This window comes from Dokdonia sp. PRO95, from assembly GCF_000355805.1.
In the GTDB taxonomy this organism is placed as follows: Bacteria; Bacteroidota; Bacteroidia; order Flavobacteriales; family Flavobacteriaceae; genus Dokdonia.
The window spans coordinates 99,403-121,622 of record NZ_CM001837.1 but is presented as its reverse complement, the minus strand read 5'-3'; the positions used below and the strand labels follow the sequence as shown (position 1 = coordinate 121,622).

Here is a 22,220-nt window from a genome sequence, read left to right as displayed (position 1 = left end):
CGCATAACTCAACGTCTTGCAATACCTATAAACCACAAAATCCGCTCCCAATTATGGAAGCGGATTTTGCTTTTTCATAGCAGATTTTATCTATGCTACTTAAACTAAGTAGAAAGACACTATATATGTCGGTTGGTTATAAGAGACCTTACAAAAATGTATCTTTGAGTTTAAAATAAATTATTATGATGCGCATTCTATTATTTCTCTTTGTTGTTACTGCAACAACCATAAGCTGTGATGGTCAGAAAAAGAAGGAATCTCCTGCTAACACGATTACCACTAATTATTACTTTATACGTCATGCAGAAAAAGTTTTGACAGATGCTAGTGATCGTAATCCAGACTTAACAACTCAAGGAGAAGAAAGAGCAGAGCGATGGAAGGCTTATTTTTCAGATAAGGATATTGATGCTGTGTACTCAACAGACTATATACGTACAATGCGCACTGCAGCACCTACTGCTGTGGCAAATAATGTTGAGATACAATCCTATAACCCAGCAGATTTATATTCAGAAGATTTTAAAATGGATACTGCAGGTAAAAATATCGTAGTGGTAGGTCATAGCAATACCACTCCTAATTTTGCAAATGCTGCATTAGGTGAGAACTCTTTTAAAGATATTGATGAGTCTGAGTATTTCCATCTTTACCACGTACAACTTGTTGTAAATGATGAAACGGGAGAGATAATCGATAGAAAAAATATTTCAACGGTAGTAGACTAGCAATTATCAGGACAGATAGTTACAGTGATATTTTCGAGCTCAATCTTACTTAAGAGATTGAGCTTTTTATTTTCAAACATATTATCCAGGGTTGTGAGTGCGGGAAATTGCTCTTCTGGCTTGTAATTGCGATAATCTACAAAGCGTATTCCTTCTATGATGCGCTCATTGTAAGCTTCTCTAAAACGCGTACCACCTTCAGAAGTTTGATAATTATAAGCGAGGTAATTTACATGGTAATTTTCTTTGTTAATCCAGTACATGTATTCATCTTGAAAATCATCACCACCACCTTCTTGTGCAAATGTGACCATAATGCGGTAGTAAGATTCCCCTTTCACAGTGACTTCATCCACTAGTTTTTTTCTTACAGCTGGATCATTTAATCCGTATGGAAGCACAGAAAAGTAATGAACAGAGTTTACACTATTTGCATAACGATTTTTCATGCTATCTGCTACTGGGATAGGTGCGCTTTCGCGAAAGCGTACAAATTCACCATCATCTTTTATAACGTCTTGTTGTACTTGGCATTCGGCATCCGTACAACGCTCTAAGGTGCGTAAACCTTTATTGCGAGTGGCTCTGTAGTAGAAATCTCTAAATTTGAAATGAATACTAGCATGTTCAATTTGAGCACCTCCAGAAGCTGCTATGGCCTTATCTACAATCTCTTGTGCAGTAGGTGTTTTTTGAGAACAGCTCGTAATAAATAGTACTATGATAATAGCCGAAAGCGATCGAAACATATAGGTTTTTATAGAATGGTATGGTCGTTATAAATAATTACTTCTTACAACATCTTGCATTACGGCTGCAAAAATACAATCTCTTTGTTGTTAAAAATAAGAACAGGACTCAAGAGGTGAATTTTTTGATTTCAAGATTATTTTCAGTTCAGATTTCTTTTCAACTTTGTACCTTTGATATCATGTCAAATACGGTTAACATAAAGAATAGAAAGGCGCGCTTTGAGTATGAATTACTCGATAAGCTCGTTGCTGGAATCGTACTTGCGGGTACAGAGATTAAAGCAATACGAGAAGGAAAAGCCTCCATAGCAGAGAGTTTTTGTGAGTTTAATGATCACGGAGAAATGTTTGTGATTAATATGACAGTGCAAGAATACTCCCATGCTACTTATTTTAACCATCAGCCTAAGAATCAACGTAAATTATTACTCAATAAACGCGAACTCAAAAAATGGGAACGTGAGGTTAATAAATCTGGTCTTACTATTGTACCATTACGTTTATTTACAAACGAGAAGGGATTTGCAAAGCTTGAAATTGCACTTGCAAAAGGAAAGAAAACATACGATAAACGAGAGACCATAAAAGATCGCGATAACAAGAAAAACCTAGATCGCATCAAGAAGTCTTTTAATAATTAAAATTCATTTTGTCAGTTTAACATTTTGTTAGGCAACTATTTATAATTTTATAACGTCTTTTATAGAGTACTACACTCTATGCGTTTAAGATTACTTCTACTTTTATTATTTATCACCTTCCAAGTTGTTGCACAGTTCCCTATGTCTATGCAAGGACAGGTAACTCTTGAAGATAATGTTCTAGAGTCTGCTCACGTGACTAATCTCAAGTCGCAAAGGAGTACCACTACAGATAAAAACGGAATATTCTGGATACAGGTAGATGTGGGTGACGTATTACTTGTATCACACATATCTGCAGCAGATAAGTATGCTATTATTTCTGAGAAACTCGCCCTTGAGCCATTGCTTTCTATAAGGCTAGAAGTTAAAAGGAATGAGCTAGATGAGGTAGTTGTAAAAGATCAGCCGGATATTACAGTACAAAGCGTAGGTATTGTACAAGGAGAACAAAAAATTCCAACTGCAAATGAACGTAGGTTACACACAGCTGGAGACTTTAAGCCTATTCATCTACTTAGTTTATTAGGCGGGAGTCTTCAAGTAGACCCTATAATTAATGCCATCACTGGCCGTACTAAAAGGCTCAAACGTTATGTGGAGATAGATAAACAAATCGCCGTGTATGAAAGTCTATATGAATATCATGCCTATTTTATAAAGAATCGTTTTGAGATAGATGATACAGAGGTTGAGCGATTTTTTAACGAGCTAGTAGATCACCCAGACATAACAGCAATACTCAAGAATGATAATGAAGACCAGATTCGTATATGGCTTTGTGCTCAGTATATTATCTTTAGTAATTCATAATTATACTTTCTAAGACAATCAAATGCGCACATATTTTTCCTTAGTTATAATACTGCTTTTTTCTTTTGCAACCACTGCCCAGATTACAGGCACCGTAGTAAACAAAGAAAGTGAGGCACTTCCTTTCGTAAATGTGTTTATAGAAGATACTAATCGTGGTACCACGACTAATGGCGATGGGCAATACGCTCTGGAATTACTAGCAGAAGATCAAGGAGAAACATTAAATGTAACCTTTCAATTTCTTGGGTACGCTACTGTTGTAAAACAAGTAAGAGTAAATTCTGCAGAAATGACAGTTTCTGTTGTAATGGAAGAATCTTCTACATCCCTTGATGAGGTAATCGTGCAAGCTGGTGTAAATCCCGCAGACCGGATTATACAGGGAGCAATATCTTTAAGAGAAAAGAATTTACAAAACATAGGCGCGTACACAGCTTCCTTTTACTCAAGAGGATTGTGGAAGGTAAAAGATGCACCAGATAAAATTTTAGGGCAAGAGGTAGGAGATTTGGGAGGCGGACTAGATTCTACTCGTACGGGAGTTTTTTATTTAAGTGAGACCATATCGAACATCAAATATCAACGCCCGGATAATTTTAGCGAGGTGATTGTAGCAAGTAAAGTGAGTGGTGATGATAATGGCTTTAGCTTTAATACTGCGAGTGAAGCAAATTTTTCTTTTTATGAAAACACCTTAGATCTCAACGCGCAGATAATTTCGCCTATCGCCACTAATGCATTTTCTTATTACAAATATAATCTTGAAGGGACATTTTATGAAAATAACCAACTCATCAATAAAATAACGGTAACGCCACGCAGAGAAAATGACCGAGTTTTTTCTGGAACCATATACATTGTAGAAGACTCATGGCAACTTTATGGAGTCGACTTGCAAACAGATGGAAATGCGATTCAATTTCCATTTATAGAAAATCTAAACTTTAAGCAGAATTTTAAATATGAGGAATCTCTTAGCCAGTGGGTGAAAATCTCACAAGTCATAGATTTTAGCTTTGGCTTTCTAGGACTTAAAGGTGATGGTAGATTTACAGCAGCTTATTCTGATTATGAGTTTGCCCCTCAGTTTACGAAGGATTCTTTTTCGGCAGAGATTTTGTCCTTTGCAGACCAGGCAAATAAAAAAGATAGTGTATTCTGGGAGCGCAGTCGTCCCGTGCCTTTAACGTCACTTGAAATAAATGATTATATCAAGAAAGATAGCATACAGGTTATAAGAAAATCAAAGAAGTACCTAGATTCTATAGATGACCGAGGCAATCGATTTAAGATTACTTCGCCCATTTTTGGATATTCTTATACAGATACTTATAATAAATGGCGATTTGGAATCACGCCACCTATTAATAATATTCAATTTAATACCGTTCAAGGTTGGAATGGAACCATGCAAGCGACTTATTCTAGTTGGAGTGATGAAGATTATAGTAAATCTCTTTCCGCTTTCGCGAAAGCGAACTATGGATTCTCAGAAGATCGTTTGCGTTATACATTAGGATTTACTAGACGTTTCAATCGTAGCAATAGAGCTACTTTAAGCGTCACGGGGGGAGTTGATATTTTACAAGTAAATAATGCAAATCCAATATCTCCCATTTTAAATACAGCATACTCACTCCTTAGGGAAGAAAATTTTGCCAAGTACTACGAAAAGGAATTTGCGCAACTCTACTATGGACAAGAGATAGTCAATGGCTTACAGCTCAACGGAATTATTGCTTACGAACAGCGTAATCCTGTTTTTAATACTACAGATCAAACATTCTTCCCGAACGATGATCGTGAGTATACAAGTAACAATCCGCTTAATCCATTGGATACTGAGAATGGAGTTTTTAAAGCGCACTCTTTAGGAAAGTTACTCCTAAGTGCTACGGCAAATTTTGGTCAGAAGTACTACAGTTATCCTAACGGAAAATTTAATGTAACATCAGAAAAGTATCCATCACTTACGTTGGTATATGAAAAGGGCTTCGGAGCTTCCGTTTCAGATTATAATTTTGATCAATTCCGTCTTATTGTGGAACAGGAATTTAATATAAGTAATAAAGGAAGAATGTCTTATGACTTACGCGCTGGCACCTTTTTAGGAACTGCAAAAGACGTTAGTTTTATAGATAGACAGCATTTTAATGGTAATCGCTCGATACTTCTAGAACCATCGAGACTCAATAGATTTGGTGTGTTACCTTACTATGAACGTAGTACAAATCAAGGGTATGTAGAAGGGCACATTGAACACAATTTTAAGGGATGGATATTAGGCAAAATTCCGCTCGTAAATAAACTGAACTTCAATCTTATTGCAGGTGCACACGTTTTAAGTACTAACGAAAGCTCGTTTTATAGAGAATTCAACGTAGGAATAGGTAATGTAGGGTGGGGTAAATATAGGTTATTGCGTTTTGACTACGTGTATGGTCAAGGAGCAAGAGGTGGTAATGATGGTGCGTTTTTGATAGGGTTGAGTTTGTAAAAAGTTACTCAGGAAACACAACACTTTCATACGCTCCAAAGTCTGAATTACTCGTGCGGCTCGTGCCTATAATATCTAACGGGAATTGGTTTGAAGCACTTTGAAGTCCGAGGCCGTTGCTTGCTGTGTTTTCTCCTACTTGAAGCATGTTTTCTGTAGGCTCATAGAAATCTGGATCTCCACCTCTTATAATGTCTTGATAGAAACTTACGTTTGAAAAATCAAATAACGGATTTTCATCAAAATCTCCAAAATCATCATCAAAACGAATCTGAGTATTGGTAAACTTAAAATTAAACGGAGCGCTATTATCTTTATTAAAGCCTAACTCCTCATTCTGATTACCATATATGATGCAATTTGTAAAATTTGCTTGAGCAAGTTCGCCTACTAAAAAGGTATCACCACTGAGAAGCGTATTGTCTACAAATACTGCGGGCGTATTTCTGAAACTCTGCGTCCAGTAATTTGCAAAGGTGCTATGTGTGAAGTTGTAGCTGCCGCCTAGTTGTATAAGCATCGCAAACTGACCACAATTGTTAATCACAGTATTAGAAGCCTCCACAGCCGAAAATCTATTGAGTAACCCCACGGCAGATGCATTGTAAATCTGAGTGTTGCTAAGAGTAAGGCTAGGAGTCGCTGAGTTGTTTGCGCTAGACTCATTGAGAATCCCTACCGTGGCATTTTTAATAGTGGCGTAGTTGATACTATTATTAATACTTCCGTCGGTAAGTAAGATAGTTCCCCACTGTCCTGGTACATTAGAAAAAACGGGTTCTAGTCTATCGCTTTCAAAAATGACTTCATTTTCAAGAAGTTCGGTATCTGTACTTAATAATCCATTTACTTGTAACGACGCGTTGTCTGCAATGAGTAAACCGCTATCTGCGTGAAAGTGTATGCGTGCGCCAGCTTCTATATTGAGCGTTTTAGCATCAATTCCATTAGGATCTCCTACAGTCATATATCCATAAATCACATACGGCTTATCATTTGTAAATGTAAGCTCATCATCCATGAGATAGCGTCCTTCAAGTGAAGTTTCTACATTATTTACGGTAAGAGTTTCTACGGTTCCAGTAGCCCCATCACGCTCTGGAAAAAGAAATATAGCATCTTTAACCAAGGTTACTAGATCCACTTGTTGTGTTGTACCTGTGCTATTAAACTCTATAACATCCGTATATAAAAACTCATTAGAGCCATCGCCTATGTTATTGATATCAAGTGTGGTTTCTACAAAAACAAAGATGCTATCATTTGCAAGAATCTCTACGTTCTCAAAAGTTCTCCCTGGCACTCCATCTACATTAAGTCTATAATTTGACGACTCACTACGTCCTAATCGCACACTAGGAATTGAAACATCCTCATCACTGCGATTATATACTTTAAGGTTATAAGTGCCAGAACCTATGTTTGTAAAAACAGTATCTAGAAAAATAGTATCTCTAGAAAACTCAAGATTCCCCGTGCTTGCTGTCGTTTCAAAATCATTACGACAAGAGCTAAAGGTTGTAATTCCAGCAAGAATGATGAGTAGATATATACTGCGCATGTAGTTGTAGTTTGTAACAAATATAACGCATTAAGTGTAGTGTTTTTAGTGTCCTTTTTCTTTCTTGAGACGCCTTTTTTCTCTTCTCTCTTCTTTCTTAATTTGTTTGTAATCAAGTATGATAACTTCTCCTAAAAGCATGTTTTGATCGTCATCTTTAAAATTCACGTTTATTTCAAGTTGTGAGTCTATGAGTATTGTACGCGGTTCGTAACCTAAGAAACTATACTTAATCGTTTCTCCGGGAAACACTTTGAGACTATAATTTCCTTCAAAATCAGTTTGGTAAGCTCTTGAAGTTCCATGGACGGTTATGTTCACTCCAGGTAATGGGCCAGTCATGTCGGTCACTTTACCTGTTATTGTTATTAATTTTTTCGGAGTTTTATGCTTTCGCGAAAGCGAACTAATTCCTAAACTATCATACGCATTAATAGGTAATTCAACGGGTGCAATATCACCCATAATTATTGTCTCAGTTGTGGTCTGTCCAGATGCCTCTGCAACCGAAAGCATTGCCATAGGGACTAGTAGTGCCGCTGCCGCTTGAGTAAAGCTCCTGCCTTTATCACGCGCTGCATAGATGGGAGTATCCAGCTGATCTTTTCTAAAACGACCACAAATCGAATCTCCATTTACTATACGGTCCCGTAGTTGTGTTGTAGTTTGCGATGTGAAATCAACGACCTCTTTACTACATACAGCACAGTGTTTTCCTTGCTCTGTAGGAGTCATTGCAGTCCAGTCTTCATGACATGGCTTTGGAATTGTAATGGCGATAGGCTTTTTCATAATGATTAGATTAACTGATGTAAATCTAGTTAATCAAGCATCTTGCCAATAGTAATAATGAGTGAACCGCCTTTGTGAATGAGGGAACAGACTATTTTTCTACAACCTCTATTTCAAATAAGGTGTTCCAGTGCTTTCCAGTAACAAAAAGACGACCTTCATTTGCTTTATAAGCGATACCATTAAGTACTTCATTATCTGGGTCTAGTCCGGATTGAACCTCTTTATTAAGTCCTTTCAGATTTATAAGAGCCTCTAACGCACCAGTTTTTGGATCAATAATGGCTATTGATTCTCGCTGGTAAGTGTTTGCATATATCTTCCCATCAATAAATTCAAGCTCGTTTAATTGTGACATGATACCATTATTGTGTGTAGGTTCTATATATGATTGCTCAGAAAGGTTAGAAGGATCTAGTGTCCAGATTTTACTCGTTCCGTCAGACTTGTAAATTACGGTACCATCATTAGTAAGTCCCCAGCCTTCTCTACTTTTATTGTAAGTAATGTTCCCGTTTTTTCAAAAGTATCTTTATTGTAAATGAAACCTGTGTTTTTTTGCCATGTGAGTTGGTAGATATTGTCTCCAATAATCGTCATGCCTTCTGCAAAATAAGAGTCGTCTAGCTTTATTTCTTTGAGAACTGCGCCAGTCTTGTAGTCTAGTTTTCGCAGTGTAGATTCACCGTAGCTTCCATTACTTTCATAAAGTGTGTCTCCTACAAATTCTAGTCCTTGAGTGTATGCATCTGTTTGGTGTGGGTATCTATTTATGATTTTATAACCATATACTTTAGGAGCTTTAGTGTGCAGTATATTTATTTTTTGAGTAGCAGTTGTCGTTCCATCTGGAGTAGAGATGGTTGCAGTTAAGGTTCTGCCGCCTAATTTTGGCGAAGTAAGCGTAGTGGTGTATTTACCAGTGTCTTTATTACTACCTAAGCGCTGTCCATCTAGATCATAAACGACAGAGTCTATAGCTATATTTTTTTTCGCTTTAAGCGAAATAGCAATCTCTCCACCATTTTTTATAGAATTTTTAATGGCACTAGTCTCGATTGTGAAGTTTCCATCTAGTGATCCTTTATCACCACAGCCTATGATGAGAAGTGGTAAAAGTAATAGAATGAGGTGCTTAGCGTATGCAGTCATGTGATGTTGAATTTTAAGGCAATTTAAAACAAAAAATCGGGCAAAAAAACCTTGCGACTTCTCAAAGAAGCTATATCTTTGCAGCGGCAAGTCCTACACAACCAGCTCCTGTCGAATCCCCCAGGGTGGGAACGCAGCAAGGGTAGATGGTCGTAGCGGTGTGATGTAGGTAGCTTGCCATTTTTTGTGCGCACAAGTCAAGCAATTTGACACTATATATAAAGAATCCCAAATTTCATAAGGTATTGAAATTTGGGATTTTGTTTTTTACGCTTTCGCGAAAGCGTAATTGTACCTCAAAAAAAAGCCATCTCAATGTGAGATATGAAAGCTTTCATTTATATAATGATTAGAATATTGTTCAGAGTTAATTGTTACAATGCTCAATATATAAGTTTGTAATAGCCGATAAATTCATTTTAGAAATTTTATTTTGTCTCATTATTTTTAAAAGCTCTGGGCAATTTTCGTAAAAGTTTTTAAACCTTTTTCTCCAGCCTTTATAACCAAACCCATGCATGAAAATTAATTCATGAAGATACTCTTCGTTTTTTCTTTTTATGCGAACACTAATACCTTTGTTGAACTTTTCCCGTCTTAAAGAGTCGGAATAGTTTTTTTTAAAAGGATTATAGCTTTCGTAAATTTCAAAATCTCCTCTGTCATAATACTTTATTCCAAACCATGTCGTTTTAATTTTATCAGTAGGAGTGCGAAGTATCGAATGCTTTTCTTGAAGAGAGTCAGATAAAAGAGTGAAATAATCAATATCTGTAGCTTTTATATTTTTCTTGGTTTGTTTTCCATAGAATATGTCCTTTTTCTGTATAAAAAAATCTATGTTTTCACTGCCATCTTTTAAGGTAACGTTTAATAGTCCCCTTTGTTGACCGGTCGAAGTAGTCGTAAAAAAGATAAATAAAGTGAATATAAAAAAATTAAAAATTTTCATGGTATACTTTTTTAATACCCTACACGCTCTACAATCTCAAGACCGTAACCTACGATACCTATACGTTTAAGTCCTTCGCTATTAGTCATTAGTTTTACTTTGGATATACGCAGGTCATGTAATATTTGTGCTCCTATACCAAAGTCTTTTGAATCCATAACTACGTTAGGAGCTTTCATCTCTCCTTCTTTTTGTAGTGTTTTTAGTTCGCTTAATCTTCCTAGAAGATTTGCACTTGCATTCTCTTGATTTATAAAAACAATTGCACCTTTTCCAGCTTCATTTACCGCACGAAACATATCGTCTAGTTTTGCATCTGGATTGTTTGTAAGTGTGCCTAAAAGGTCATTATTAATTTGAGTAGAGTTCACACGTACAAGTACCGGCTCATCATCTTCCCAGCCACCTTTAGTAAGTGCTATGTGAACGGTGTCATTAGTAGTTTGCTCATACGCACGAAGTCTAAAATCCCCAAAACGTGTCTTGATCTCAAAGTCTTCTTTTTTGTCAATAAGGCTATCGTGATTCATACGATAAGCAACGAGGTCTTCAATAGAAACTATCTTAAGGTCAAAAGTTTTTGCCACCTCTAGAAGCTGTGGCAATCTAGCCATCGTCCCGTCTGCATTCATGATTTCTACAATAACTCCTGCAGGTTTGAAACCAGCGAGCCTTGCAAAATCTATCGCAGCCTCTGTATGTCCCGTACGACGTAGTACACCTCCTTCTTTCGCTTTAAGCGGGAAGATGTGCCCAGGTCTACTTAAATCGTAAGGTTTTGTATTTGGGTTTATTAGTGCTTGTACTGTCTTTGATCTATCTGAGGCAGATATTCCGGTTGTAACCCCATTGCCCTTAAGATCTACAGAAACAGTAAAAGCGGTCTCCATAGGATCTGTATTACTTGTTACCATCATGTTAAGTTGTAACTCTTCACAACGGTCTTCTGTAATAGGCGTGCATATAAGACCACGGCCATGAGTGGCCATAAAGTTGATCATTTCTGGTGTTACTGCTTCTGCAGCAGCTAGAAAATCTCCTTCATTCTCACGATCCTCATCATCTACTACAATGATTACTTTACCATTTTTAATATCTTCAATGGCTTCTTCAATAGTATGTAGCTGGACGCTTGTAGATGCTGTCTTTTGCATAGGTAATATTTTGTACAAAGATACGGGAACACCTTTGTTTTGTGTGTAAATTTTAAGCGCAAAAAGTTATTTGCTGTCTTGATAATATCCCTGAACTCTTAGATGTTCTATTGTAATGCCTAATTGATCAAGTCTGTCTATAGCGGCTAAACGCATGTTGCTCGCATATCCAAGATTTTTGTAATTCTTTACAACATCCTTAAGTTGATTAGAAGAAAATGAGTCTAATATTTCTTTCTCATCTTCGGTAAGAACGTATGATTTATCAACCGTAGGAGCGATAATGGTTTTTTCTTTCTTTTTGGCAAATAATCTCTTAATAGGAGCAGGAACGATATCTACATCAAAAATACCTTGATCTGTAGTTGCTCTATACGTTAGATAAATACCTAGCGGTAAAAGGATAAAAGTACTGAGCCAACTAGCAACGAATGGAGTTATAGAATTATCTTCGGCACTATTTTTTGCAAAAATCCCTATAAAGTGAAAGGTGAGGAATAGTACAACCCCTATAACGATAGGAAGCCCTAATCCACCTTTACGAATGATTGCGCCTAGAGGAGCACCTACAAAGAAGAGTAAAATACAGCTGAACCCTAACACGTACTTTTCATGCAGGGATATTTCAAATTTACTGAGACGCTTTACATCTACTTTGAGTTTATTCTTTCGATTCTCAAGATCTGCGACGGTATTATTCAAATTGGATTTTGCAATTTCTAGTATACGTACACGATCTTTTACTTCATAATTATCTAAAAGCGTGTCTTTAACTACTTTATCTTGGGCAGCAACTCCAGAGTATAGAGAGTCTAGTGATGTCAAGTTTGCCTTGTGTATATACTTATCACTAAAGGTAGTTCTATCGTCCACATATCGCTTTGATAACTCTGTGATGCTAGAGTCTAGTAAGACAATATTCATCATCTGGTAGCTATTATTGATATCCTTATCGTCAAGATCGACTGCATCTAGTTCACTCAGGTCAATATTAAGTGTGTAGGTGTCAAAATAGCTCTTTGCAAATGGCTCTCTCTTTCGCTCATTATAATCCTTTTTTTGAACTTCGGTATAGTAATTACCGTCTGTAAGTTTTAAGGAAAGTGTAGGGGAGTCTATGGAGCTTATGAGTTCACCTTCAGAAGCGATAATAACAGTATAGTTACCTAGTCTTCCTTTTTCGGCTTGATGAATGACAATGTCTTTAAGGTATTGATCTCTATCACCATATTTCTCAGCCACACGCATGTTAAAATCTTCAGTAATCTCATTAAACTGTCCGCTACGTATGAGCATGGCAGGTTTAAGTTTACCTATGTTTCTGCGTAAATTTCTAAACTCAATTTGAGAAGCAGGGATAATATGATTTGCAAATAAGAAAGAACCTATCGCAAGAAGAATCACAAAGAAAATGACGCTCTTCATCGCGCGTTGTAGTGAGATACCCGTGGATTTCATCGCTGCAAATTCATAATTTTCGGCAAAGTTTCCGAAGGTCATGATACTTGTGAGAAGTACAGATAGGGGGAGTACGAGCGTCACAAGACTAGGCATCGCAAAAAGTAAAAACTTGACAATAACGTCAAAGTCAAGATCTCTACCTGCCAGTTCTTGTATATATAACCAGACACTTTGTAAAACAAAAATGAACATCAAAATAGTGAAGATGCTCAGAAAGGTTCTTACGAACGTAAAAAGAATATATCGGTCTAGTATTTTCATGTAAAAAGCTGAGGGCGCAAACAAAAATAAGAAGTCTGCGCCCTTGCTACTAGTATTATACTATTATAATTTATTGATGTAATAATCTGCGTATTTTGTTTTGTCAAATACAAATACATTTTTGGCAAGCGGCTGATTAGGCTTAAATGAATTTACAGTAATCGTCACTTTAGTACCATTTTTTTGTGTGATAATCAGCTTGTGAATATGCTTAGTCTGAGCGTCTACACCAAGTAACGTATATTTTACATCACTATTAGAATCCATAGGTGTAAGTTTTACAAACTGTATTTGTCTGCCATTTACTTTCTGTACAATGTCCATCTTCTGTGTATAACCTTCATTAAAGAAGGATAACATTTTTGAAGGTGTGATTGCATTTTCATCTTGATCACTCATTGCACTAATGGTGATTTCCTCATCTTCAGGAACAATAGTATAAACGTTATTTCCATCAAATAATTGCGTTGTCCCCATAAGAGACAGCTTGTAATTATTGCCAGCCATAACTACATTTCCTTTAGTCTCTTGATTTACACCTTCGGCTTCATTGCTTAAGGCATATTTAAAATCAATAGCGATGTTGTCATAGCTCTTTACCTTAGTGTCAACCTCTTTAAGTAGTGATTGTGCGGTTTGCGCTTTCGCGAAAGCGGTCATAAATAACAACAATACCACTGGCATTGCACGTTTTGCAAATTTGTGGTAACCTTTTACTGCGACAGGAACTAATACTTTTTTAAAAAGGATAGGTGCCAGCCAAAAAATAAGTTTCTTTTTCATTTTTATTTATTCATTATTTAGGAGTTGATCTAGTCCAGCCATATCTTGAACTAGAACTTGACGTGCTTTACTTCCTTCAAAAGGACCTACCACACCTGCAGCTTCTAGTTGATCTATGATTCTTCCAGCTCTATTATATCCTAGTTTAAGTTTACGTTGTAATAGAGAAGCACTTCCTTGCTGAGCTATTACCAAAACTTCGGCAGCATCGCGAAAGAGAGCATCCCTATCTGAAGCATCTATATCAAGACTTGTGCCACTCTCTTCACCTACGTATTCTGGCAATAAATGAGCGTCTGGATATGCTTTTTGATTACCTATATATTCTACAATACGCTCTACTTCTGGGGTGTCAACAAAGGCACACTGTATACGTACCACGTCGTTACCTTGTGTGTACAACATGTCACCACGACCTATAAGCTGGTCTGCTCCAGAGGTGTCAAGTATGGTGCGGCTATCTATTTTTGAAGTTACTCTAAAGGCAATACGAGCTGGGAAGTTAGCTTTAATAATACCAGTAATCACATTTACAGATGGACGCTGTGTTGCAATGATTAAGTGTATACCTATCGCACGTGCGAGCTGTGCAAGCCTTGCAATAGGAGTCTCTACTTCCTTTCCAGAAGTCATGATAAGATCTGCAAACTCGTCTACCACGAGTACAATGTATGGTAAGAATTTGTGACCATTTTCTGGATTAAGCTTGCGAGCTTTAAACTTTGCATTGTACTCTTTAATATTACGGCACATTGCATCTTTAAGAAGGTCATATCTAGCATCCATCTCTATACACATAGAGTTAAGCGTATTGATCACCTTAGAATTATCTGTGATAATCGCCTCATCTGTATCAGGTAGTTTTGCTAGGTAGTGACGCTCTATTTTATTAAATAAAGTAAGCTCCACTTTTTTAGGATCTACTAATACAAACTTGACTTCGGCTGGATGTTTTTTGTAAAGTAGCGAAGTTAGAATTGCATTAAGACCAACAGATTTACCTTGTCCCGTAGCACCTGCCATAAGGAGGTGAGGCATCTTGGCAAGGTCTACCACAAATGTTTCATTTGATATGGTTTTACCTAGTGTAAGCGGTAGCTCCATCTCTGCTTCTTGGAATTTCTTACTAGCCACTGCAGAACGCATACTCACAATACGAGGATTCTTATTAGGTACCTCAATACCTATCGTACCGCGCCCAGGAATAGGAGCAATAATACGTATACCTAGTGCGCTAAGTGATAATGCAATATCGTCTTCTAAATTTTTAATTTTTGAAATACGAACCCCAGCCTCAGGTACAATCTCGTATAATGTCACCGTAGGACCTACGGTAGCTTTTATGTTTGAGATTCCTATTTTATAATTGTTAAGCGTCTCAACAATACGATTTTTATTTTCTTCAAGCTCTTCTTGATTAATCGTGATTCCTTGTCCGTTTGTATAATCTTTTAATAGATCAATAGGAGGGAATTTAAACTTGCCAAGTTCTAGCGTAGGGTCAAATTCGCCAAAATCTGCAACTAGTTTTGAGCTTAAGTTATCTGTAAGTTCTTCCTCTTCAATAGGTTTTTCAACCTCTACAGCTACTTCTTCTACTTCAATAACTTCTTCCTCTGGAGCTTCCGTTACTTGGAAAGTGCTGGTAGGTTCAGGTTCTTTTTTGGTGAGTGTAGGTTGTAAATCTTGAACGTTTTGTTCAAAAGCAGATGGCTTAGGAGGTGTTGCGGTTTCCGCTTTCGCGAAAGCGGTCTCATCCTCAACCTTAGTTCCTTTTAAAAACTCTTCGGCTTCGTAAGTAGAGGAGTTATCTACAATAACAGGATCCTTTTCATCATCTGAAAACTCACCAGCGAGGTCGCTACGTTGTTTATTGATAAACGTAGATATGCGCTCTGGTGTAAGTTTTAAACGTACAACTAGGTAGACAATAGCTAGAAAAGCCATCACAATGATTGCTCCGGTTAGACCTAAATAATCTTGTAGGAAGTCATTGATTTCGTAACCAACGGTACCGCCAAGGATATCATTCTTTTTATGGAAGAATCCAAGAAATACAGCTAGCCAAAGCATAAGCAGTATTCCCCAAAACCAAAATCTTTTTAATGAAGTCTTTGCATAATCAAAAATGTAATGTACTCCAGTGAGCGAAGTAAGGATGCAAAGTGCGAGCGCAGGAACACCAAAACCTTTATAGATAAAGAAATGGCTTATGCGTGCACCCACCAGTGATAGCCAGTTTGAAGCTTCGTCCTCTCTCGTTCCTGTAGCAATAAGACTTTGATCTACCTTCCAGGTAAATAAGTATGAGATAAAAGAGAACAGCAAGCCAAGACCGAGTAAGAATAAAAAGCATCCTAAAATGATTTGCTGCTGGCGCGTCAATTTAAAGGAGATAGATTTTCTAGGAGTCTTAGTATTTGTTTTTTTAGCCGTGGATTTCTTTTTTGCCATAGAAGCTTTCAAGGTTGTTTTTTGGTGGGAGATAAAAGTACAATATTGAAACGGAAAAATAGGTGGTTTGGTGTGTTGTAGAAGTGATAATTATAGAAGGTTAATTTCAACAGTTATTTTGTGTTGAAAATAGGGCAAGAATAATCTTTGTGCAAAAGATGATTTATACAATAAAGTCAACTTTATACAGTCTAAATATGCCAAAGATGATATGATCTCTACTATACTATCTAAAAAATACGAGGTATATAGATAATCCCAGCCACAATCACAGACGCTAGTGCTGCGATACCTACCGCACCTGCGGCGATATCTTTAATGCGACCTATCTTCTCATGAAAGTCTGGATGTATAAAATCTGCAATGCCTTCTATGGCGGTATTAAGACCTTCGGCAGTCATTACAAGGCCTATGCATAATATTTGGGCAATCCACTCTGTGCGTGAGATGTTATAGTATAATCCAGCAATAGTAATTAGTATGGCAACGCCAAACTGTACTTGAATACTAGCCTCAGAGCGTATAAGTTGTATACCTCCTTGTAGCGAGTATTTCATTCCCTTAAGTCTTCCAGTAATAAATTTAATAGGCAATGGAGTGGAGGTGTATAGTTAAAAAAATGCTGAGTATAGCAGTTAGTCATATACTCAGCATTAAAGGTATGTATATTATTTAAGAGCGCTCATTGCACCTTCATAGTTAGGTTCTTGACCTACTTCTGGTACTTGCTCTGTATAAATTACTTTTCCAGTTTCATCGAGTACAACTACAGCTCTTGAGTGAAGACCTTCAAAGGCTCCACCTTCTATAGTTACCCCATAGTTTTTTCCGAAATCACCAGATTTAAAATCAGAAAGTGTGTGTACATTTTCTAAACCTTCGGCTGCACAAAAACGAGCCTGTGCAAAAGGTAAATCACGAGAAATACAAAGTACCTCTGTGTTTTCTGCACCAGAAATTTTCTCATTAAATGTGCGTACAGATTGTGCACAAACACCAGTATCTACTGATGGGAATATATTTAATACTACACGCTTCCCTTTAAAGTCTGCAAGACTTGCAGTAGACATGTCATTTTTTGAAAGTGAAAAATCTGGAGCTGTTGTTCCTACTTTTGGAAGTTCTCCTATTGTTGTTGCAGCGTTTCCGCCTAAAGTTATATTTGCCATATTAATTTTTTTGTTGTCTCGTAAAAGTAAAACAAAAACTATCATTTACCACTCGCTTAACATTTGTTTATCAAGTTGCTCTGGTATACTTACATTGAGAATAAAAAAAAGTACAACTGCCAGTGGCGGTTGTACTTTTAATAAGGTTGTGTGAGTAGGAAGTCTTAGTTATCTATAGACCCCATTACACGTTTCATAAAGCCGTTGAGAGCCTCTTTTTTTGCAGTACCGCTACGCATATCTTTATGCACTTCTAGCGCTCCATACATATTTGAGATAAGTTCACCTATCACATCTAGCTCTTCATCTTTAAGAGAAGGAACCTCTGTAAGGTGCTCAAGTGTCTCTACCGTTTCAATAAGAAAATCTTGATCATTTTCTTCTATAAAACCTACAAGGTACTTAATTACTGGTAACTTCATTTACAAGGTCTTTAAGTACATCAAATTTATTAGTCTGTACTTGATTAGTAAATGATCCCTTTGTAAATGTTGCAAATGTAGGAAGGTTATCTACCGTAGCCATTTTACGTGACTCAGGATTCTTCTCTGCATCTACAATAACAAACTTTACGTTTTCATTTTCTGAAGCTAGTTTCTTGAACTTAGGCTTCATAATACGACAGTTACCACACCATGTAGCACTGTATTGTACGACAACGGTCTCGTTTTCGGCAACAATCTGATTAAGATTGTCTTGATCTAATTCTTGAATCATAGCTTCTATTTTTTTTAGTTTGCGTGAGCAGCAAGGTAGCTAGCTACACCATCACGGTTTGCGTTCATCGCTTCTTTACCATCTTCCCAGTTTGCAGGACAAACTTCTCCTTTTTCTTGTACGTGTGTGTAAGCATCTACAAGTCTCAAGAACTCTGCTACATTACGACCTAAAGGCATGTGGTTTACACCTTCGTGAAAAACAGTTCCCTCTTCATCAATAAGGTAAGTCGCTCTGTAAGTTACATTGTCACCATCTACCATTACAGTTCCAGTCTCTTCATCAAAACGCTCGTTTGTCACGTCAAGAATCCCAAGTTGGTTAGCAAGGTTACGGTTAGTATCTGCAAGAATAGGGTATGTTACTCCTTCTATACCTCCATTATCTTTTGCAGTGTTTAACCATGCAAAGTGTACTTCCGGAGTATCACAAGATGCACCTATTACTAGCGTATTACGATCTGCAAATGCTTGTTTTGCAGCTTCAAAAGCGTGAAGCTCTGTAGGACAAACAAATGTAAAATCTTTTGGGTACCAGAAAAGAATGATTTTCTTTCCTTCTTCTTTTGCTTTTTCTAAGATGTTAATCTTAAAAGTATCTCCCATTTCATCCATTGCATCTACCGCAAGGTTTGGGAATTTTTTACCAACTAAAGTCATTGTTTTAGGTTTTTTTATTCGAGTGCAAAAGTACTTAGAAAAGTAACGTCATATTATACTGTAAAATGGGATAATTTTATAGTAGTATTGGTTTTGCTTATGATTAAGTTTTAAGTGCGTATTGTGATGTGGTTACGCTTTCGCGAAAGCGTAAAAACCTATTTTGAAACGAGGTCATCACTTGTTCCAAACCTTCTATCTCTACCTGCCGAATGTACAGAAAAACCGTTGCTTTTTACTAAACGATATGCTGTTCCCCAAGAGCCCGTCTTCCAAGTTTTAAGTAGCGGTCTACCATTAATTAAAGTGTCTATAGATGGGGTTTGCAGGTTTTTAGATTCGTATGAATGGATACGAGTGAGGATTTGAGCCATTTCATGTTCGGTGTCCCGAACATTTAAAACTCGATCTTTATAACTAAAGTAGATTATGGAAATCGTTGCGGGAAGAAATATTGAAATAAAGATTACTATGAACGTAGGTTGACCAAAGAACTTTTTAAATGGCTTACGTTTACCTTCTTCTTTCTCTTCAATTTCTATAGATTTCTTATGCTTATAGTCTGCAGAAATAAGCCCAAAATCCACTAACAATGTTAAAAATAATTCTAACATTAAGCCGCCGAACGGGCATTCTTTATTTGCCTGATTTTAATATTAAACCCGGCAAAGAGAAGTGTCATAAAAGGTGAGAGCCAATTAAAAATGGCAAATGTAATGTACTCTGCTACGCCTACACCTAAAACGGTACTTTGATAAGCACCACAAGTATTCCAAGGGATGAGTACAGAGGTAACAGTTCCCGAATCTTCTAGCGTACGAGATAGGTTTTCTGGAGCAAGACCTTTGTCTTCATAGGCTTTCTTAAACATCTTACCAGGGATGACAAGCGCAAGATATTGGTCTGAAGCAATAGCATTGAGACCAAGACAAGAAATCACTGTACTAGCAAAAAGTCCAAAAACAGTGTCTGCAACGCTTAGCAATGCTTTAGTAATACGAGCTAATGCTCCTATACCATCCATAATTCCTCCAAAAACCATAGCGCAACATATAAGTAATATTGTCCATAGCATACCAAGTATTCCTCCTGAGCTAAAAAGCTCATTAAGTGTTTCATTAGGTGTTTCGATCGCGGTATCTGTCCAGATAGCTGTGAGTATAGCATCTGTTTTTGAAGTAGATAGTATGTTTAAAATATCTGGCTGGAATATAAAAGCAAACACTGCTGCAAGAATAACCCCTACTCCTAAGGCAATTAATGGTTTTGTCTTTGTTACAATGAGTGCAATCACAACTCCTGGAACAATAAATAGGAGTGGAGTGATATTAAAGGTGTCATCAATAACACTTAGGAGCGCAGTGATATCTGCAGTGCCAGTAGTGTCTATACTTAAACTTATGATGATAAAAACAATAAGTGTAATTACAATTGTAGGTACCGTTGTAAGTGTCATGTACTTTATGTGTGTGAATAAGTCTGTACCTGCCATTGCTGGGGCTAGGTTAGTCGTATCACTTAGTGGTGACATTTTATCACCAAAGTATGCGCCAGAAATCACAGCTCCCGCTATCATTCCCGTGTCGATACCCAGAGCTTGACCTATACCTATTAATGCGATACCTACGGTCGCAGAGGTTGTCCAAGAACTTCCAGTTGCAATGGAGATAATAGCAGCAATAATGACTGAGGCTGGTAAAAAGATAGTAGGATTTAACACCTGAAGGCCATAATATACCATTGCTGGTATGATACCACTCACAAGCCAACTACCAGCTAGAGCTCCTACAAGAAACAAGATCATGATGGGTACAAAGACACTTTTGAGATTTTCCCAAACTTCGGCAAGCATAATTCTTAAGGTAGATTTATTAAGAAAGCCTACCACTGCAGCAGCAGCTCCACCCATAAGAAGGATGTATTGATTAGAATACTCACCAAGCCACTCACCATCTTTAAAGAAAATGTTATAAGCCAAAAGCCCCATGAGTATTACCACTGGAATAAGTGACTCCCATAAATTTAATTCACGATTGTTAACAATATGGTGGTTTTTTTGGTCTTCCAGTTCTTTGTTCATGAGAGTGTGCGATTTCTACCCGTAATGTTACAATAATAGGTGGTATTCTGCAAGGTGTATGCGCAAAAACCAGCGATGTGAGATCTTATATGATTTAAAAATAAATATAACTCAAAGTGCTATCTTATTGAGTTATCACAAATTACTTGGTTCTAATGTGTTTAGAATAAGTCTCTTAAAAAAAAGCGAGGATAAAGCTGTAGTTCTTTACCCTCGCATATCAACAAAATTGAAAAAAGTTATGCCACTACAGATTGTAAAACTCCTATCTCTTCCATGCAAGATTTCATCATCTCATAAGTACGTTCTATATCTGCATCAAGGCCTATTGAGAACCTTATGAGACCATCTGTAAGTCCCATAGCTGCTTGCTCGTCTTCTGGAATTTCTGATGAAGTAGAGGTTCCTGGGGCGCTAAAGAGGGTTTTGTAAAATCCTAAACTCACCGCTAGGTAACCTAGGTTCTTTTCTTGCATTAACTCCATAAGTGCATTTGCCTTATCTAGTGATCCTACATCTACTGTAAGCATACCGCCGTAGCCGTACTTATCATTCATATGTCTATTAAACACCTCGTGACTAGGGTGAGAAGGGAGTCCAGGGTATACCGTTCTTAGTCCTAGGTTTTCAAAACGCTCTGCGAGATACATAGCATTGTGACTATGTTGCATCATACGTATATGCAGGGTGCGCAAGTTCTTGAGTACAGAGGCTGCTCTCAGACTATCCATAGTAGGGCCTAGTAGCATACTTGCTCCATCATTTACATTACGTAACTCATCTATAAATTCTTGTGTACCGCACACCACGCCACCTACCGTGTCTGAAGATCCGTTTATAAACTTAGTAAGACTGTGTATCACCACATCTGCACCGTGGTTTACAGGAGATATAGAGAGCGGTGAGAATGTATTATCTACCACTAGTTTAAGGTGATGTCTTTTTGCAATGGCAGAGAGCCCTTCAATATCTGCAATCTCAAGTAGTGGGTTACTCACAGACTCACAGTAGAGCACCTTTGTGTCTTTAGTAATAGCAGCTTCTACCGCTTCCAGATTTGTAATATCTACAAAGCTCGTCGTAATGCTTAGTCTAGGAGCAAAGTTTTTTAAGAAGGCATATGTTCCTCCATAAATGGTACGGCTTGACACTACGTGATCACCAGCCTGGCACAGTTGTAATAGGGTAGGAGTGATAGCACCCATCCCACTGGCAGCAACGTTTGCCGTTTCTGTTCCTTCCATTGCAGCAAGGGCTGCACCTAGATAAAGATTAGACGGTGTACTGTGTCTTGAGTATAAATAACAACCATCTGCATTACCTTCAAAGGTGTCAAACATCGTTTTTGCCGATAAAAAAGTGTAGGTTGAGCTATCTGAAATAGAAGGATTTACTCCTCCAAATTCTCCAAAATACTGTAAATCTTGAATCTCGTTTGCGGGTTTAAATTTCATGGTTGATATCGATTTTTGTAATTGAAACCTGTTTCGGTGTTCAAGCACATTGGTTGTTAGAATTATAGGATCAATGTAATTATCATTTAATTATTAAGCTGGGGAGCTTGTAATTATGTTTAGTAAATGTATGT

At 37.3% G+C, this 22,220-nt stretch carries 20 protein-coding genes, 1 other RNA gene and 1 pseudogene; 5 read left to right on the top strand and 17 right to left on the bottom strand.

Features of this window, described 5'->3' with window-relative positions; translation table 11 throughout:
- The first annotated feature begins 185 nt into the window (after nucleotides 1–185).
- A complete protein-coding gene (locus tag D017_RS00495; RefSeq protein WP_051583752.1) occupies nucleotides 186–731 on the top strand; it encodes a histidine phosphatase family protein in 546 nt (181 codons plus the stop codon).
- On the opposite strand, the gene D017_RS00490 is transcribed toward D017_RS00495, so the two are convergent.
- On the bottom strand, nucleotides 728–1,480 hold the full coding sequence (locus D017_RS00490; RefSeq protein WP_035334062.1) for a DUF6503 family protein: 753 nt from the start codon (nucleotides 1,478–1,480) through the stop codon (nucleotides 728–730). The genes D017_RS00495 and D017_RS00490 overlap by 4 nt on opposite strands.
- Before the next feature lie 182 nt (nucleotides 1,481–1,662).
- Between D017_RS00490 and smpB the strand changes: the two genes are divergently transcribed.
- The 3 genes from smpB (at nucleotide 1,663) to D017_RS00475 (ending at nucleotide 5,437) form a co-directional block, all read left to right on the top strand.
- Nucleotides 1,663–2,124, top strand: a complete 462-nt coding sequence (gene smpB, locus D017_RS00485) for an SsrA-binding protein SmpB (protein ID WP_035334061.1) — start codon at nucleotides 1,663–1,665, stop codon at nucleotides 2,122–2,124.
- A gap of 78 nt (nucleotides 2,125–2,202) precedes the next feature.
- The gene (locus D017_RS00480; RefSeq protein ID WP_035334060.1) at nucleotides 2,203–2,937 is read left to right on the top strand and encodes a hypothetical protein; all 735 of its coding nucleotides are present in this window, start codon (nucleotides 2,203–2,205) and stop codon (nucleotides 2,935–2,937) included.
- A 22-nt stretch (nucleotides 2,938–2,959) separates the two neighbouring features.
- Nucleotides 2,960–5,437, top strand: coding sequence for a DUF5686 and carboxypeptidase regulatory-like domain-containing protein (locus tag D017_RS00475; RefSeq protein WP_035334059.1), 2,478 nt, complete (start codon nucleotides 2,960–2,962; stop codon nucleotides 5,435–5,437).
- 4 nt (nucleotides 5,438–5,441) lie between these two features.
- Here the strand turns inward: D017_RS00475 and D017_RS00470 are convergent, their stop codons facing one another.
- The 3 genes and pseudogenes from D017_RS00470 to D017_RS00460 form a co-directional block, all read right to left on the bottom strand.
- The gene (locus D017_RS00470; protein WP_035334057.1) at nucleotides 5,442–6,998 is read right to left on the bottom strand and encodes a hypothetical protein; all 1,557 of its coding nucleotides are present in this window, start codon (nucleotides 6,996–6,998) and stop codon (nucleotides 5,442–5,444) included.
- A 45-nt stretch (nucleotides 6,999–7,043) separates the two neighbouring features.
- Nucleotides 7,044–7,790, bottom strand: coding sequence for a carboxypeptidase-like regulatory domain-containing protein (locus D017_RS00465; RefSeq protein ID WP_035334056.1), 747 nt, complete (start codon nucleotides 7,788–7,790; stop codon nucleotides 7,044–7,046).
- A gap of 91 nt (nucleotides 7,791–7,881) precedes the next feature.
- Nucleotides 7,882–8,942 (bottom strand): annotated as a pseudogene (locus D017_RS00460) (glutaminyl-peptide cyclotransferase).
- Nucleotides 8,943–9,026: 84 nt separating this feature from the next.
- Between D017_RS00460 and ffs the strand changes: the two are divergent.
- Nucleotides 9,027–9,125, top strand: an RNA gene (gene ffs / locus D017_RS15080) — signal recognition particle sRNA small type.
- Nucleotides 9,126–9,309: 184 nt separating this feature from the next.
- On the opposite strand, the gene D017_RS00455 is transcribed toward ffs, so the two are convergent.
- The 13 genes from D017_RS00455 to D017_RS00395 form a co-directional block, all read right to left on the bottom strand.
- Nucleotides 9,310–9,894, bottom strand: coding sequence for a hypothetical protein (locus D017_RS00455; protein ID WP_035334055.1), 585 nt, complete (start codon nucleotides 9,892–9,894; stop codon nucleotides 9,310–9,312).
- A gap of 11 nt (nucleotides 9,895–9,905) precedes the next feature.
- Nucleotides 9,906–11,048 carry a 3,4-dihydroxy-2-butanone-4-phosphate synthase gene (gene ribB, locus D017_RS00450; protein ID WP_035334054.1) on the bottom strand — a complete coding sequence of 381 codons (1,143 nt, stop codon included), beginning with the start codon at nucleotides 11,046–11,048 and terminating at the stop codon, nucleotides 9,906–9,908.
- 66 nt (nucleotides 11,049–11,114) lie between these two features.
- On the bottom strand, nucleotides 11,115–12,770 hold the full coding sequence (locus D017_RS00445) for an LptF/LptG family permease (RefSeq protein WP_225969316.1): 1,656 nt from the start codon (nucleotides 12,768–12,770) through the stop codon (nucleotides 11,115–11,117).
- A gap of 63 nt (nucleotides 12,771–12,833) precedes the next feature.
- Nucleotides 12,834–13,553, bottom strand: a complete 720-nt coding sequence (locus D017_RS00440) for an outer membrane lipoprotein carrier protein LolA (RefSeq protein ID WP_081804610.1) — start codon at nucleotides 13,551–13,553, stop codon at nucleotides 12,834–12,836.
- 6 nt (nucleotides 13,554–13,559) lie between these two features.
- Nucleotides 13,560–16,007 (bottom strand): DNA translocase FtsK, encoded by a 2,448-nt coding sequence (locus D017_RS00435; protein ID WP_035334052.1) that lies wholly within the window; start codon nucleotides 16,005–16,007, stop codon nucleotides 13,560–13,562.
- Nucleotides 16,008–16,237: 230 nt separating this feature from the next.
- On the bottom strand, nucleotides 16,238–16,600 hold the full coding sequence (locus tag D017_RS00430; protein ID WP_035334051.1) for a diacylglycerol kinase family protein: 363 nt from the start codon (nucleotides 16,598–16,600) through the stop codon (nucleotides 16,238–16,240).
- Nucleotides 16,601–16,675: 75 nt separating this feature from the next.
- On the bottom strand, nucleotides 16,676–17,176 hold the full coding sequence (gene tpx / locus D017_RS00425; RefSeq protein ID WP_035337744.1) for a thiol peroxidase: 501 nt from the start codon (nucleotides 17,174–17,176) through the stop codon (nucleotides 16,676–16,678).
- A gap of 164 nt (nucleotides 17,177–17,340) precedes the next feature.
- A complete protein-coding gene (locus D017_RS00420) occupies nucleotides 17,341–17,598 on the bottom strand; it encodes a hypothetical protein (protein WP_035334050.1) in 258 nt (85 codons plus the stop codon).
- Nucleotides 17,579–17,893: a thioredoxin family protein gene (locus D017_RS00415; RefSeq protein WP_035325090.1), complete on the bottom strand. Its 315-nt coding sequence runs from the start codon at nucleotides 17,891–17,893 to the stop codon at nucleotides 17,579–17,581. The genes D017_RS00420 and D017_RS00415 overlap by 20 nt, the downstream gene beginning before the upstream one ends.
- A 14-nt stretch (nucleotides 17,894–17,907) precedes the next feature.
- Complete coding sequence (locus D017_RS00410) at nucleotides 17,908–18,552, bottom strand: peroxiredoxin (RefSeq protein ID WP_035334048.1); 645 nt, start codon at nucleotides 18,550–18,552, stop codon at nucleotides 17,908–17,910.
- Between the two features lie 158 nt (nucleotides 18,553–18,710).
- The gene (locus tag D017_RS00405) at nucleotides 18,711–19,166 is read right to left on the bottom strand and encodes a hypothetical protein (RefSeq protein WP_035334046.1); all 456 of its coding nucleotides are present in this window, start codon (nucleotides 19,164–19,166) and stop codon (nucleotides 18,711–18,713) included.
- On the bottom strand, nucleotides 19,166–20,632 hold the full coding sequence (locus D017_RS00400; protein WP_035334045.1) for a Na+/H+ antiporter NhaC family protein: 1,467 nt from the start codon (nucleotides 20,630–20,632) through the stop codon (nucleotides 19,166–19,168). The genes D017_RS00405 and D017_RS00400 overlap by 1 nt, the downstream gene beginning before the upstream one ends.
- 239 nt (nucleotides 20,633–20,871) lie before the next feature.
- Nucleotides 20,872–22,086: an aminotransferase class I/II-fold pyridoxal phosphate-dependent enzyme gene (locus D017_RS00395; protein WP_035334044.1), complete on the bottom strand. Its 1,215-nt coding sequence runs from the start codon at nucleotides 22,084–22,086 to the stop codon at nucleotides 20,872–20,874.
- Nucleotides 22,087–22,220 lie beyond the last annotated feature (134 nt).

Excerpts from the sequence above, each read along its gene's own strand:
- D017_RS00495 (WP_051583752.1), top strand. The coding sequence starts at position 186 with ATGATGCGCATTCTATTATTTCTCTTTGTTGTTACTGCAACAACCATA.
- D017_RS00490 (WP_035334062.1), bottom strand. The coding sequence starts at position 1,480 with ATGTTTCGATCGCTTTCGGCTATTATCATAGTACTATTTATTACGAGC.
- smpB (WP_035334061.1), top strand. The coding sequence starts at position 1,663 with ATGTCAAATACGGTTAACATAAAGAATAGAAAGGCGCGCTTTGAGTAT.
- D017_RS00480 (WP_035334060.1), top strand. The coding sequence starts at position 2,203 with ATGCGTTTAAGATTACTTCTACTTTTATTATTTATCACCTTCCAAGTT.
- D017_RS00475 (WP_035334059.1), top strand. The coding sequence starts at position 2,960 with ATGCGCACATATTTTTCCTTAGTTATAATACTGCTTTTTTCTTTTGCA.
- D017_RS00470 (WP_035334057.1), bottom strand. The coding sequence starts at position 6,998 with ATGCGCAGTATATATCTACTCATCATTCTTGCTGGAATTACAACCTTT.
- D017_RS00465 (WP_035334056.1), bottom strand. The coding sequence starts at position 7,790 with ATGAAAAAGCCTATCGCCATTACAATTCCAAAGCCATGTCATGAAGAC.
- D017_RS00455 (WP_035334055.1), bottom strand. The coding sequence starts at position 9,894 with ATGAAAATTTTTAATTTTTTTATATTCACTTTATTTATCTTTTTTACG.
- ribB (WP_035334054.1), bottom strand. The coding sequence starts at position 11,048 with ATGCAAAAGACAGCATCTACAAGCGTCCAGCTACATACTATTGAAGAA.
- D017_RS00445 (WP_225969316.1), bottom strand. The coding sequence starts at position 12,770 with ATGAAAATACTAGACCGATATATTCTTTTTACGTTCGTAAGAACCTTT.
- D017_RS00440 (WP_081804610.1), bottom strand. The coding sequence starts at position 13,553 with ATGAAAAAGAAACTTATTTTTTGGCTGGCACCTATCCTTTTTAAAAAA.
- D017_RS00435 (WP_035334052.1), bottom strand. The coding sequence starts at position 16,007 with ATGGCAAAAAAGAAATCCACGGCTAAAAAAACAAATACTAAGACTCCT.
- tpx (WP_035337744.1), bottom strand. The coding sequence starts at position 17,176 with ATGGCAAATATAACTTTAGGCGGAAACGCTGCAACAACAATAGGAGAA.
- D017_RS00420 (WP_035334050.1), bottom strand. The coding sequence starts at position 17,598 with ATGAAGTTACCAGTAATTAAGTACCTTGTAGGTTTTATAGAAGAAAAT.
- D017_RS00415 (WP_035325090.1), bottom strand. The coding sequence starts at position 17,893 with ATGATTCAAGAATTAGATCAAGACAATCTTAATCAGATTGTTGCCGAA.
- D017_RS00410 (WP_035334048.1), bottom strand. The coding sequence starts at position 18,552 with ATGACTTTAGTTGGTAAAAAATTCCCAAACCTTGCGGTAGATGCAATG.
- D017_RS00405 (WP_035334046.1), bottom strand. The coding sequence starts at position 19,166 with ATGTTAGAATTATTTTTAACATTGTTAGTGGATTTTGGGCTTATTTCT.
- D017_RS00400 (WP_035334045.1), bottom strand. The coding sequence starts at position 20,632 with ATGAACAAAGAACTGGAAGACCAAAAAAACCACCATATTGTTAACAAT.
- D017_RS00395 (WP_035334044.1), bottom strand. The coding sequence starts at position 22,086 with ATGAAATTTAAACCCGCAAACGAGATTCAAGATTTACAGTATTTTGGA.